Here is a 12,587-nt window from a genome sequence, read left to right as displayed (position 1 = left end):
GAAAGCTTGATGAGCGTTCGCCGCGAATCCCCGATCTCTCCGGGCCTGCTGGCCTCGATCGCGCTGCACGGCGCGGTGGCGGCGCTGATCGCGTTCGGCCTGCCGTGGAAACAGTCCAAGCCGATCACCATCGGCGAGTCGGTGCCGGTGACCATCGTCACCAACGGCCCGACCAATGTGCGCCCCGCCGAGGAAGCGCCCGAGGAGCAGACGGCGCAGACGCCGGATCCGGTCCCGGAGGCCACGCCGCAGCCGCCGGCTCCGATGCCCGCGCCCACGCCGACCCCCGCGCCCGCGCCGCCGCCCAAGCCGACGCCCGTTCCCAAGCCGGCCGTCACGCCCAAGCCGGCCAAGCCGACCCCGACGCAGAAGAAGCCCGACACCGACTTCTTCGCCTCGCTTGAGGCCTCGATCGCCAAGTCCAAGAAGGCGACCGGCAAGCCGACGGCCAACGCGCCCAAGGGTCCGGCGCGCGCGGAGACCTCGGTCTCGGCCCGTCCGGCCATGGGCGCGGCCACCGGCCTCTCGGCCGCCGCCCTGGGCCGCCTGCAGGGCGAGGTCCAGGACCGCTGGAACCCCAACTGCGAGGTCGAAGGCGGCGCCAACGTCAATGTCCGCGTGGTGTTCGTGATCGGACCGGGCGGCCGGGTCGTCGGTCAGCCGGAGTCGCCGGGCACGTCCTCGCCCGATCCCGTGGTGAAGGCGGCTTCGGACCGCGCCATCCGCGCGCTGTTCGCCGCCTCGCCGTTCGCCTACCTGCCGTCCGACCTGTACGGTCAGAAAATCGCCCTGAACTTCAACGCAAAACAGGCCTGTTCGCGTTGATGCTCGGAAGGATCAAGAAGGAGACTTCGATGCGCTTGAAAGCCCCGATGCGTCTGAGAGCTCTCTTGCTCATGGCCGCCGTCCTGCTGGGCGGCGCGGCTTTCGTCACGCCGGCCGCCGCGCAGATCGAGGTCGACATCAACGCCGGCGCGGTCAAGCCGCTGCCGATCGCGGTTCCCGCCTTCTCGGGGACGACGCGCGGGGCCGAGATCGCCCAGGTCATCACCGGTAATCTCGAGCGCTCGGGCCTGTTCCAGCCGTTGAACGTGTCGGGCGTGCCGGACAAGCTGCAGGACGTCAACGTCCAGCCGCGCTTCCCCGACTGGCAGGCGACGGGAGCCCAGGCCCTGATCAACGGCCAGGTCACGGTCGGCCCCGACGGCGGCCTGCGCGTCGACTTCCGCCTGTGGGACGTGTTCAGCCAGCAACAACTGCTGGGCCTGCAATTTTCCTCGACGCCCGACAACTGGCGGCGGGTGGCCCACAAGATCAGCGACGCCGTCTATGAGCGGCTGACCGGCGAGAAGGGCTATTTCGACACCCGCGTGGCCTTCGTCGCCGAAAGCGGCCCCAAGCTGGCCCGCGTCAAGCGCCTGGCGATCATGGACCAGGACGGCGCCAACCCGCAGTACCTGACCGACGGCTCGTACATCGTCATGACGCCGCGCTTCTCGTCGACCAGTCAGGAACTGACCTATATGGCCCTGCGGCCGACGGGGTCGTCGATCTACCTGCTGAACCTGGAGACCAGCCGGCAGGAAACGGTCGGCAAGTTCCCGGGCATGGTGTTCGCCCCACGCTTCTCGCCGGATGGCAGCAAGGTGGCGTTCTCGGTCGAGAAGGCCGGCAACAGCGACATCTATCTGATGGACCTGCGCAGCCGCGCCACCACCCGCATCACCACCGACCCGGCCATCGACACCTCGCCGTCGTTCTCGCCGGACGGGACCAAGATCGCCTTCAACTCCGACCGAGGCGGCCAGGCCCAGCTCTATGTGATGAACACCGACGGCTCGGGCGTGCGCCGCATCTCGTACGGCGGCGGCCGCTACACGACCCCGGTCTGGAGCCCGCGCGGCGACTTCATCGCCTTCACCAAGCAGACGGGCGGCGAGTTCCACATCGGCGTCATGCGTCCCGACGGCAGCGACGAGCGTCTGCTGACCACCAGCTATCTGGACGAGGGCCCGACCTGGGCGCCGAACGGCCGGGTTCTGATGTTCTTCCGCGAGGGCTCGGCCGGCAATCCCAAGCTGTGGACGGTGGACATCACCGGCCGGATCCTGCGGCCGGCGGCCTATGGCGGCTCGGGCTCCGACCCGGCCTGGTCGCCGCTGCTCGACTGATTGACACATCCTTCGGGCAACCTGCGCGAAGCACAGGCGTTAAGGCAGAGGTTTCGGCTTGGTCTATTCGCGCCGGAAGTGAATCATCATCGTCTGACGAGCTTCTGACATCATTGTGAGGCTTGGTCAGGCATTTCATGGGTCCATTGCAAGCGTTGCGCAGGTATGGATCAGGTCCAGAGTTCGTAGACTGAGGAGAAACTGGATGAGCTTCGACACCCAGCGCGCCATTAGACTGGCGCTCGTCGGCGTGGCAGCCGCCTCGCTCGCCGCCTGCGCTTCGCGTCCGAAGCCCCAGCCCGCCGCGCCGGCGCCGGAACCGACGCCGGCCGCGCCGAGCCAGCCCTACACCCCGCCGCCGGCCCCGCCGGTGTCGAGCGGCGTGCTGCCGGGTTCGGTTCAGGACTTCGTCGTCAATGTCGGCGACCGCGTCTATTTCGACACCGACGAATATTCGGTCCGCGCCGACGCCCAGCCGGTCCTGGCCGGCCAGGCTCAGTGGCTGAACCGCTACCCGCAGGTCCGCGTCCGCATCGAAGGCAACGCCGACGAACGCGGCACCCGCGAGTACAACCTGGCGCTCGGCGCCCGCCGCGCCAACGCCGTGCGTGATTTCCTGATCGGCCAAGGCGTCGCCGCCGCCCGCATCGAGACGATCTCGTTCGGCAAGGAACGTCCGATCGACGCGGGCACGAGCGAAGAGGCCTGGGCCAAGAACCGTAACGGCCACACGGCCATCACGGACGGCGCCCGCTAAGCCGCAAGTCCTGGGGCGGCTGCTCAACGAGTAGCCGCCCTAGTTTTGTCCGCGTCCTATCGTTAGATCACGGTCATGAAGCTGAAATCCGCTCTGCTCGCCGTCCTGTTCGCCTCGACCGCCGCCGTGGCCGTGGCCCAGACCCCGCTGCCCGTCGAGGATCCGCTGGACGATCGCTCGGCCAAGCGCGTCGAGCGCATGGAGAAGGTGGTCCGCGAGCTGCGGTCGATCGTCTTCCAGGGCCGCGACACCGGTAAGCCCGTGGTGGTTCAGCCGGCCGAGACCGACGCCCAGATCGCCGCCCTGAACGAGCGGGTCGGCGACCTGGAACAGACCCTGACCAAGCTGAACGGCCAGAACGAGGCCGCCAATTTCGAGCTGACCAAGGCCAATCGCGCCGTCGCCGACCAGAAGGCGCGCGCCGACCTGCTGGAACAGCGCCTGGCCGCGCTGGAGAAGTCGATCGCCGACATGCAGGCGGCCGCCGTCCAGGTCGGCGCCCAAGGAACCGGGGGAATGGCGCTGGCCGGCGGGACCCCGCCGCCGCCGGCGCCGCCCGCCGATCCGGCCGTGGCCTTCAAGCAGGCCAAGGATCTGCTGCTGGCCGGCGACTACGCCAATGCCGAACAGGCCTTCGCGGCCTATGCGAACAATTATCCGGACAGCGCCAAGGCGCCGGAAGCCCGCTACTGGCAGGGCGAGACCCTGTTCGTGCGCGAGGCCTATACCGACGCGGCCGGGGCCTATATCGGCGCGATCCGCGGCTGGCCGCAGACCAGCTGGGCGCCGGACGCCACGCTGAAACTGGCCCGCTCGATGGTGGCCCTGAAGAAGACCACCGAGGCGTGCCGCACCCTGGACGAGCTGACCAAGCGCTATCCGAAGGCTCCGGCCCAGGTCATCTCCCGCGCGGCCTCGACCCGCGTCGCGGCCAGGTGCGCCTAGGATTGGGTTTCCAGCCCACCCACAACCACCGTCATTCCCGCCCTTGTGGCGGGAACCCCTGGTTCAGCTGACACGTGAGACGCAAGCGGACTGTTTAGCAGTCCGCCCCTCCCGCACGTGCGGCGGATAGAGGGGTTCCCGCCACAGGGGCGGGTGTGATCCGGGACCGACAATTCCTAGCCGCTTCGATCTAGAGACCGTTGAGCGGTCGCACACTTCCCTGAGCCGACAGATGGTTTGCGTGCCAGTTTAGGCCCCCGCCTCACGTCGTGAAATGACGAGGGTCAACCGTGTCAAGTATAGCCGAGCGCCGGCCCCGCCATCTCCTAGTTGCAGACCCTCGCCCCCGTGCGCGATGCTCACGGACCAAACGGGAGGGTTCATCTATGCGCACAATGACTGCGCTTGCGCTTACGTTCTTTATGCCGTTCCTGGCCTCTTGCAGCGGTGACGCCAAGCCTGCCACGCTCTACCGCAACTCCCCGCTCAACAACGGGATGCGTGTTCACTTCGCTACGTTCGACGCGCAAGGAGAGAGCAACCCGAACTACAATTTCACCAACTGCGAAATGGCCGCCCGCATCCTCAACGCCAATGTGACGGCGATGACCGAGCGCGGCGGCCAGACCCGTGACCCCTCAGTAGGTTTCTGGTGCGAGCGGGGTGCCTACTCCAAGAGAGGCGCTGTCCCTTCGTTCTTCCCGGCAGAGTTTCCGACTGACACCTAATCGAGCAGCGCTTGGAGCAGCCACGAGAGGCGCTGTCACGCTTCCGCGTCTCAGCGAAGCCATTGCCCCCGGAGATTGCTCTGAGCCTACCGAGGCGCGGTGCCCGAGAATCGAAATTCGTCGTCTATCCAGGCTCGGAGAATTGGAGCGAAGTCAGAGCCCTCCATAGAGGATAGTAACTCCCGGAAAATTCCCGTAGGTGCCAAGATCTCGAACATGTGATTCGCCTCCTTCCGCCTCGAGCTCCTCTTAATGCCCAAGTCCCCGCGCTCATCCCTAAAGTGTGGGAAATGCTCTAGGAGCAGACATACACATACCATTATCGCCCCGAGACTTGCTTCACTCCTCTTGTAGCGACGTGGCGATCTGCGGAAATGCCACATGCGCCGCACGACCTCCTCAAGATCACCCTTAAACTCTCGCATATATTCGCGACTGATCAGGGGGGCGCTCAATGAGGTAAACGCCCCGGCGAGAGCGTCGTCAGCGACGCTGCGAATGAACCGGATGCGATCATCGATCCCTGACTCGGGTCCATCCAAGTCGAGGTCACGGGTCAAGCCGGCGAGTCCAACTAGAAGCGCTTCCGGGAGAGTCCGCTCTGCGGGCCCCGGAACTAAAGGTGATTGCGCCGAGATCAGCAAATTGATCCCGTGTATATTATATAGTTGAAGTCTCCGCTCGTTGTAGAGGTATATATATGAGCGCGCCGCAATGGGACTCTTTAGCGCTGACTGCAGAAATTGTTCACGATATTTCACTCTAATACTTTGAAGCGATGCCCAAGCTCGATCGAGCCGCGACCTCCTTTTAACGTTGTCAATGCTGCGCGGGCTTCGCCCCGTAGCCGCAGGTAGGTCGAGGAGATACATACAGAAGATGTTTTCGAACGCATCAGGTTGCGCCGCCCATCGCCCCACTTCGGCGTCAAGCGCAGATAAAGCCAGCGACGCCCTCGTCCTTGCTGCACTAAGCAGTGCTCTTACTACACTTGAAGCAGACGTATCTTCCTTCGAGCCAACTCGAATAGCGCGGTCAACAACCAGCTTGGCTATATGGCTGTAAGACACCTCGGGTAACGTGAGATACTCTGTAGCCCTAGAAACAAATGTTAAAACTGCCAGCTCTTGCTTGCTTGGTAGTGGAGTATCTTCCAAAATTGATTGGATGACCGTCGCGGCTTGTCGCATTTTTCCGCCTTCGCGGAATACGGCCATTTGCAGGGAGAGATGCGCAATAACGTTCCACTCGTTTCGCGCAACGCGCTCAAGTAACTTTTCTCGTATTAATTCCTCAATGTCCCTACATTCCGAAATCAAGCCGCGCGCGAAGAAGTACTCAAGAAATGTCCGGTGCGTGAATTTATATGTGTGGTGCCCAACCTCACTCATAACCCATGCGCGACCCGTTAAGAACTCCACGAGAGCCTTTGCGGCTTTAAATGCATTAGCTTTATCGATGTACCAATTTTCAAAATTTACCTTGAGCTCCTTGGTCAGCCAATCTCGACTCACTCCCTCTTCACGTTCAGGGGAGCCGAAAATCCTCCCCGCGACAAAGCTGAATACGTCAAGAAGCTCAAAGTCTTCGTAAGGAACATTCGCCACAATATTTCGGCGGCCATCCCATTTTTCAAACATGAGCATGGCGCACTCTTTGTAAATTTCAGGCCTATTCGATGGCACATCTCCTCGAAAGACAAAAATCTGCACCATCAGTCCAAGCATAAGCGGATTTTTTCTTAGGTCTCCACCCACGGATTCGGTTTGCTTAAGAAACGCCTCAGCCTTTTGCTTTGCCTCGGCAACTTTCAGGCCGTTGACTGCACGGATTGCGTTCTCAGCATATTTGAGGACCTCAGCATCATTGAATTGCGCCAGTCCGTAAGGAGTAAAATCCTCACTAAGTGGGGCGTCGCGATACCCAACAAGCCGCGAGGTAACCATTATGGGGCATGCTGAATATATTTCGGCAAACTGTTCAATATAGGTCACCATCGTGCGACGAGCGTCGATGTCAAGAACCTCATCAAGGCCGTCGAATATGACAACTGCCTCACCCAGAGAGAGCGTTCTCTGAAGAAACTTTGCCGCAAATTCCACGTTTTGCTCTAGAGCTATAAGTATCTCGTCCCTTATGTGGTCGAAGAACGAATAAGCTGGATTCTTTTCTTTTCTGGATTCGTAGCTTCTGAGGACGATCCTCAAAGGCAATCTCAGATCGCGCACGTCTATGTGCGCTTCGCCGGGGTTCGCCGCTTCAAGCGTGATGGCGCTGGAAAGGTCTATCGCTAGAAGCTGGGTCAATGTTGATTTTCCGCCTCCCGGATCCCCTAGGATAACCGCACGGTGCGTTTGACGGCGAAAATTTATGTAAATGGAATGGAAGTCCTGGTCCGAAGCTCTAGCCGACTGAATAGCCAGCTCGTCTAGTTCGCCAAGCCGCGCTGGTATCGAAAGAGATTTGAGTTTGAACTTCTTTGACCCCTGCAAAGTCTCGATATTTACAAATCTATTGGCCGCTTCAATGGATTTCGCGACCTTCACGCGAGCATCTTCTATGGAAGATGTGTTTATGCCCTTTACATGGGATGCATTGTTTAGGGAGGCGATTACCTGGTCCAGCTGTGTAGAGAGAGCGTGATTTTGAGCCCGAAGGATTTCCAACAAGGCACCATCTTCGACCTTTTCCACCCTCTCTAATATCGACGCATGAAGAGCGTTGAATAGGGCCTTGCTGGAAAACGGAAGACCCGAGAAAAGATCGTAAATCGCAGAGAACGATGGGAACACTGGTTCTGGATCACGTCCGCACAGTGCGAGGTGGAATATCGTCTCAGGAATGGCTGTACGCTGAACTTCCCTTATGAATAATGCGGTATTCTGATCGAGCTTCCCTTCCGAATTTCCGATGACTCTCGCCAGCGCTTCAATAGCCTCTGAGATTTGCGCTTCGGCCTTAACAGAGCGAGCCGTCGGCTTCTCTTGTAGCGCCTTGCTCACCGCTGTCCGGCGCTTCATCTCAAATTGCAACGCTTGGAAGGGCCGCTTCAGCCCTTCGAAAATTAGGCTGGCAGCTACATTTAGCGCCAGATCTCCCCCAACAGCCATCAGTCCCCAACCCCTGTTTAGTCCAGATTGTTCGCGCTCGAAACAATCGGAGAACGGGCAGTATGCGGATGTTCGCGCCGAAATCCATAGCTTCACCTTGGGCTTTTGGTCACGCGGGAGGGGCTATTGAAATAGTAGAGGCTGTCCGGAAACTGCTTGGCTATATCCGTGGAAGATTTGCGTGATCGCCGCCGGAAGTAGGCTTCGGCGTGGTGGATTCAGAGTAGCATAACGCGTCTGGTGGAGCAGTGACCTTACGCATGGCAAGATTGAAGCGTCCGGGGCTAGCGGCCCCTCACGCGGTTGTCTGCACACTGGAATTTCCAAGACCACCGGCGGCGGGGCTGGTCTCGCCGCGAGGTCGGACTCTTTCTTTTTCTACGCCAGAGTTGTCCCTAACCCCGGCCACGCTTGCCGCCTGGGGCCATGAGCGCAAGCTGGCGCCATGGACGACCACCTCTTGGATTTCGAGATCCGGCCGGGCCGCATCCGCAGCGACGGACGGCAAGCGGTAGGTCGTGGGAAGCGTCTCTCGCGCCTTGTCACCAAGCCCGCACGGACCGCCTCGCGGTCGGGCGGCCAAGGCCCGGCCAGACGCTCAGGCTTCCCCGGCCGGTGCTCGCGGATCGGCAGAGGTCAGGACGCCGCCAACGCGATGAAGTTTCGCGACGGCGGCGGCGGCTATCGCCGCGTTGTCATCAAGACCCGCATGGCGGCCTTGAAGCGTGGAAGCCAGGCGGCCGGCGCGCATTTGCGCTACCTCGTGCGTGATGGCGTCACCCGCGATGGCGAGCCCGCCAAGCTCTACGACCGTGACGGCGAGGGCGTTGACGGCGCGGCCTTCACCGCGCGCGGTGCCGGCAACCGACGCCAGTTCCGGTTCATCGTCGCCCCTGAGGACGGCGCGGACCTTTCCGACATGCGCGCCTTCACCCGCGACCTCATGGGACAGATGGAGCGCGATCTAGGGACTAAGCTCGATTGGGTGGCGGTCGATCACTTCAACACCGGCCACCCGCACAGCCATGTCGTGGTCCGAGGCAAGGACGCGTTCGGCAAGGACCTGATCATCGCCCAGGACTACCTGACCCATGGCCTTCGCCATCGCGCCCAGGAACTGGCGACCCTGGAGCTAGGCTTGCAGACCGAGCAGGAGGTCGCCCGCAAGCGCGAGGCCGAGATCACCGCCGAGCGCTTCACGCACATCGACCGCGGCCTCGTCGCCGACATGACCGCGGCGCGCACCGTCGACATGCGACCAGACGCCGGCCAGGTCCGCGCCGATCACGAGGCGACCTTGCGCCAAGGCCGCTTGAGAACCCTGGAGCGCATGGACCTCGCCGAACAGGTCTCTCCGGGCGTCTGGCGGCTGTCCGAGGATTTGGAGTCGACCTTGCGCGGCCTTGGCGAGCGCGGCGACGTCATCCGCGCCATGAGCCGGGCCGTCAGCCGGCGCGGTCGCGCGGCCAATCCCGAGGCCTTCGTCATCGACCCGGCCGACGAGCCTCCGACGCCCAAGGCCGGGCGGGTGATCGACAAGCGCCTGACCGACGAGTTGGGCGATCGGGTCGGCTTGGTGGTCGATGGGATCGATGGCCGGGTCCGACACGTCGAGGTCGATGGCGACACCGCCGCCGATATCCGCATCGGCGCCGTCGTCGAGACTGGCGCCAGACCCGTCAGCCGGCCAGCGGACAGAACTATCGCCGCCCTTGCCGAGGATGGCGTCTATCGCCCCAGCGATCACCGGCAACGGCTGATCAGCGGCGAGATGAAGCTCCCGCCCGGCGCCAGCGCCGACGATCTCGTCGAGGCGCATGTTCGAAGGTTGGAGGCGCTACGCCGGGCCGGTGTGGTGGAGCGCTGGAGCAAGGACGCCTGGAGTATCCCCAAGGACTTTACAGCCCGTGCCGAGGCCTTCGAGCAAAGCCGCCGATCGCAGGTCCGCCTGTTGTCGGCGTTCGACCTGGAGCGCCAGATCCGCAGCGATGGCGCCACCTGGCTAGATCGTCAGCTCGTCAACGGCGGGCGACTAGACGCCGCGCCGCAGGGCTTCGGCGCTGAGGTCGAGCGCGCCCTCGATCGACGACGGGAGGCCCTGGTTCGGCAAGGCCATGCCGCGCGCGGCGCCAATGGCGATTGGCGCGCCAAGCCAGACCTACTCGCGACGCTGGAGCGTCAGGAGATCAGCCGGCGCGGCGAAGCCATGGCCAAGGATCGAGGTCTGCCGTTCAGAATGCCCGAGCCCGGCGAGAGTGTACGCGGCAAGCTGGTCGATAGCGTGCAGATGGCATCAGGCAAGTTCGCGGTGATCGAAGGCCATATGGACTTCGCGCTCGTGCCGTGGCGGCCGGTGATGGAGCGCTATCGGGGCCAGGACATCGCCGGCACGGTCGAAAGGGGCGGCAACATCTCCTGGCAGCTCGGACGCGGCCGAGGCCTCGGCATCTAACGCCCGGCTGGCTCGTCGCCGTCGAGCCCAAGGCCGCCCGGCTCGAACGCTTGGTCGGAGAGCGAGGCGCCGCTGCTGAGGCGGCGGTTCAAGGCCTGGATGAAGTTGCCATAGCGCTTCTGGCCCAGCGCCCGCGTCGCTGGCTCGTCGGCGGCCGAGACGACCGGCGTCGCGCCAAGCCAGGTGCGTATGAAGATCGCCAAGGCCTCGTTGCCGACCTGGGCTTCGCGTTCCAGCCGCTCCATGTGCTTGTTCATCCGGTCCAGGCGGCGGAGCAACGCCGCTTCCGTGCGCTCGGCGCCGTCCGGCGACATGAACGAAGCCAGAGCCGCCCGGACGATCTCCGACTTGGGCCGACGGGTACGGATCGACAGTTGGTCGAGCGCCTTGGCGAGGTCGGCCGGCAGATAGACCTTGGTCTCGACCTTCATGCGGCGTCCTCGTCGATCAAGCCCAGGCGCTTGCGCGACAGCCAGGCGCGGTGGCGGACGCGGGTGTAGGGTGATGGCGGTTCAGCGACGGCGATCCGACCGCCGACATGGCGCCAGTGGTCGAGGCAGACGCGCTCAGGATTGATGCCGAGCGCCTCGATGGCGTCGATGGCGTCCAGGCCGGCGCGGACCTTCACCCAGGTCTTCAGGTCGAGAAGAACTTCGGCGCCGGGATTGACGAAAGGAACGCGGTCGAAGGGCTCGCCCGCTTCGACCGCACGGAGAACCCAGAGGCGCGAGAGCGTGGTGCCGTAGTCGCCAGCCTCCCAATGGATCAGGGCGAAGACGGCGCCGGGGGCGAAGGTAACGGCGCGGCGGCGGCGATCGTGGACGATCTCATCAACTGGCTGGCCGAAACGAAGCCAGCGCTGGAAGCGGTCCTTGAGCCAGATCAGCTCGACCTCGATCGAAGATGATGAGAAACGCGGTTGCATGGCGCGCCAGGGGCCACCCAACTGTGCGCCAGTTCAAGGGCAGGAGAACCTTCGTCGAAGAAAGACAGGCTGTGGGAAAGAAACGGCGGCTATGTTTCTCGATGAACGTCACATATCCACGGACGGAAGATCGACCGGTGCGGTGTCCGAGAGTAGCCGCACGCCCAGGGCGCGACGGTATCGATCGGCTTCATATCCATGCACCGCGCGATCGAACCACGTTTCGAACGACAGGATCATCTCGTCTATGCGCCTATCTAGGTCGACAAAGCTCTGGACGCTGCGCGAGTATTGATATGCTCCCGCCCAGCCACGTAGCGTGTCGTCTATCTGGGACAGCGTCTGAATATAGCACTGCGTTCGCTTCGTCCTCGGCTGCCCGTCACTTAGCGATTGATTTACCCATTTCTTACCCTCAGCGATCTGTTCGGAAATTTTCCCGAGCAGCTTTTCTCGCGCTAATGCCGAGGGCGGATTAAGGCCCCGAACGACCCGATATCCAAGGAAGTCAAAGCCTCCATTGATTGGCCCAGCTTCAGCCTTGTGGGGAGCCGACTGCGGATCATAAGCTTCGAGGTTCAAGTTTTTAAGGATTGAGCGGCCAGCCTCAAGCGCCTTTCCGGCCGCTTTCCCGCTTTTCGCTAATATTAGAAAGTCATCGATATACCTGACGCAAACGACATCACGACGGTTTAGTTCAGCGTCGAAGTCCTTCAGGAGTAGATTGCCCGCCAAAACCGACAGCGGCGAGCCCTGAGCGACGCCATCAGCGCCTAGCGGGAACAGCTCTGCATCGGGGCCGAGTTGAGCTCGATTAGACAACTCGACATTTATCGCGCTATCGAAGAGGTCCACGAAATCCCCATCATTCAGCGCCTTCCTTAGCTGCTCAATGACGTTGGCTTTGGGGAAAGACGGGAAGAAGTCGCGGATGTCGGACCGGATGAAATATCGCGCTCCGACGTCTTCAGCTTTCTCTATGAGCGCCAACGCATGGCCGATACCACGCCCCGGCACCCCTCCGACGGACGTCGGCGTCCGTAACGTGGCCTGTAGATCACCTGACCCGCAATGACGGTATAGAACATCTAGGATGGCCCGTTGGACCACGCGGTCGCTAACCGGGGCGACGATGATCGCCCTTTTGCCGACCTTGCCTTTTCCCTTTGGAATGGCGACGCCGAGCGCTGGCTTAAACTTGAATGTTTTCTTTTGCAGGCGACGCTGGATGTTCTCGATGTTCGCGAACAGGTTCTCTTCGAACTGTTGCGCATCGAGCCGCGATTGCTTGTTGCCCGACCGTTCCGCGTTGGCCTTGATCACGCGCCAGGCCTTCAACAGAACCTGGCGCTCTCTCACTCGGCTATAGAGGCTCGGCTCGACCTTCAACTATTGACCTCTGGGCTACCGGCAAGTCCCCCGGCCACTAGGGAGTTTGACTCGATCCAGGGCCGGTCACGCTGACACCGTCAACACGCCCGACGACCCGCACCCCAGGG

General features: G+C 62.4%; 10 protein-coding genes. 6 read left to right on the top strand and 4 right to left on the bottom strand.

Translation table 11 applies throughout. The features are described 5' to 3' along the window. Window positions 1-9 precede the first annotated feature (9 nt). The 5 genes from tolA to AC07R7_RS22920 all read left to right on the top strand — a co-directional run bounded on the left by tolA (window position 10) and on the right by AC07R7_RS22920 (window position 4,601). A complete protein-coding gene (gene tolA, locus AC07R7_RS22940) occupies window positions 10-825 on the top strand; it encodes a cell envelope integrity protein TolA (protein WP_494636708.1) in 816 nt (271 codons plus the stop codon). 47 nt (window positions 826-872) lie between these two features. Continuing rightward, window positions 873-2,171 carry a Tol-Pal system beta propeller repeat protein TolB gene (tolB, locus tag AC07R7_RS22935; protein WP_492887218.1) on the top strand — a complete coding sequence of 433 codons (1,299 nt, stop codon included), beginning with the start codon at window positions 873-875 and terminating at the stop codon, window positions 2,169-2,171. Between the two features lie 190 nt (window positions 2,172-2,361). Beyond that, window positions 2,362-2,928 carry a peptidoglycan-associated lipoprotein Pal gene (pal, locus tag AC07R7_RS22930; RefSeq protein WP_494636735.1) on the top strand — a complete coding sequence of 189 codons (567 nt, stop codon included), beginning with the start codon at window positions 2,362-2,364 and terminating at the stop codon, window positions 2,926-2,928. A gap of 75 nt (window positions 2,929-3,003) precedes the next feature. Beyond that, entirely contained in the window at window positions 3,004-3,873 is an 870-nt protein-coding gene (gene ybgF, locus AC07R7_RS22925; RefSeq protein WP_494636707.1) for a tol-pal system protein YbgF, read from the top strand. Between the two features lie 386 nt (window positions 3,874-4,259). Continuing rightward, window positions 4,260-4,601: a hypothetical protein gene (locus AC07R7_RS22920; RefSeq protein WP_494636706.1), complete on the top strand. Its 342-nt coding sequence runs from the start codon at window positions 4,260-4,262 to the stop codon at window positions 4,599-4,601. Between the two features lie 86 nt (window positions 4,602-4,687). Here AC07R7_RS22920 and AC07R7_RS22915 read toward each other — a convergent pair whose 3' ends face one another. Next, on the bottom strand, window positions 4,688-7,711 hold the full coding sequence (locus AC07R7_RS22915; RefSeq protein WP_494636705.1) for an NACHT domain-containing protein: 3,024 nt from the start codon (window positions 7,709-7,711) through the stop codon (window positions 4,688-4,690). 655 nt (window positions 7,712-8,366) lie between these two features. Between AC07R7_RS22915 and AC07R7_RS22910 the strand changes: the two genes are divergently transcribed. Further along, window positions 8,367-10,163, top strand: a complete 1,797-nt coding sequence (locus AC07R7_RS22910) for a DUF3363 domain-containing protein (protein ID WP_494636704.1) — start codon at window positions 8,367-8,369, stop codon at window positions 10,161-10,163. Here the strand turns inward: AC07R7_RS22910 and AC07R7_RS22905 are convergent. From AC07R7_RS22905 to AC07R7_RS22895, 3 genes are all read right to left on the bottom strand, one after another. After that, window positions 10,160-10,594 (bottom strand): ribbon-helix-helix protein, CopG family, encoded by a 435-nt coding sequence (locus AC07R7_RS22905; protein ID WP_494636703.1) that lies wholly within the window; start codon window positions 10,592-10,594, stop codon window positions 10,160-10,162. The genes AC07R7_RS22910 and AC07R7_RS22905 overlap by 4 nt on opposite strands. Then, window positions 10,591-11,088: a DUF2840 domain-containing protein gene (locus AC07R7_RS22900; RefSeq protein ID WP_494636702.1), complete on the bottom strand. Its 498-nt coding sequence runs from the start codon at window positions 11,086-11,088 to the stop codon at window positions 10,591-10,593. The genes AC07R7_RS22905 and AC07R7_RS22900 overlap by 4 nt, the downstream gene beginning before the upstream one ends. A 108-nt stretch (window positions 11,089-11,196) precedes the next feature. After that, entirely contained in the window at window positions 11,197-12,477 is a 1,281-nt protein-coding gene (locus AC07R7_RS22895) for a reverse transcriptase domain-containing protein (protein ID WP_494636701.1), read from the bottom strand. Between the last annotated feature and the right edge of the window lie 110 nt (window positions 12,478-12,587).

This window comes from Caulobacter sp. GW821-FHT05F04, from assembly GCF_059419665.1.
This window is presented reverse-complemented; position numbering and strand designations above follow the sequence as displayed.

Excerpts from the sequence above, each read along its gene's own strand:
- tolA (WP_494636708.1), top strand. The coding sequence starts at position 10 with ATGAGCGTTCGCCGCGAATCCCCGATCTCTCCGGGCCTGCTGGCCTCG.
- tolB (WP_492887218.1), top strand. The coding sequence starts at position 873 with ATGCGTCTGAGAGCTCTCTTGCTCATGGCCGCCGTCCTGCTGGGCGGC.
- AC07R7_RS22905 (WP_494636703.1), bottom strand. The coding sequence starts at position 10,594 with ATGAAGGTCGAGACCAAGGTCTATCTGCCGGCCGACCTCGCCAAGGCG.
- AC07R7_RS22910 (WP_494636704.1), top strand. The coding sequence starts at position 8,367 with ATGAAGTTTCGCGACGGCGGCGGCGGCTATCGCCGCGTTGTCATCAAG.
- ybgF (WP_494636707.1), top strand. The coding sequence starts at position 3,004 with ATGAAGCTGAAATCCGCTCTGCTCGCCGTCCTGTTCGCCTCGACCGCC.
- AC07R7_RS22900 (WP_494636702.1), bottom strand. The coding sequence starts at position 11,088 with ATGCAACCGCGTTTCTCATCATCTTCGATCGAGGTCGAGCTGATCTGG.
- AC07R7_RS22915 (WP_494636705.1), bottom strand. The coding sequence starts at position 7,711 with ATGGCTGTTGGGGGAGATCTGGCGCTAAATGTAGCTGCCAGCCTAATT.
- AC07R7_RS22920 (WP_494636706.1), top strand. The coding sequence starts at position 4,260 with ATGCGCACAATGACTGCGCTTGCGCTTACGTTCTTTATGCCGTTCCTG.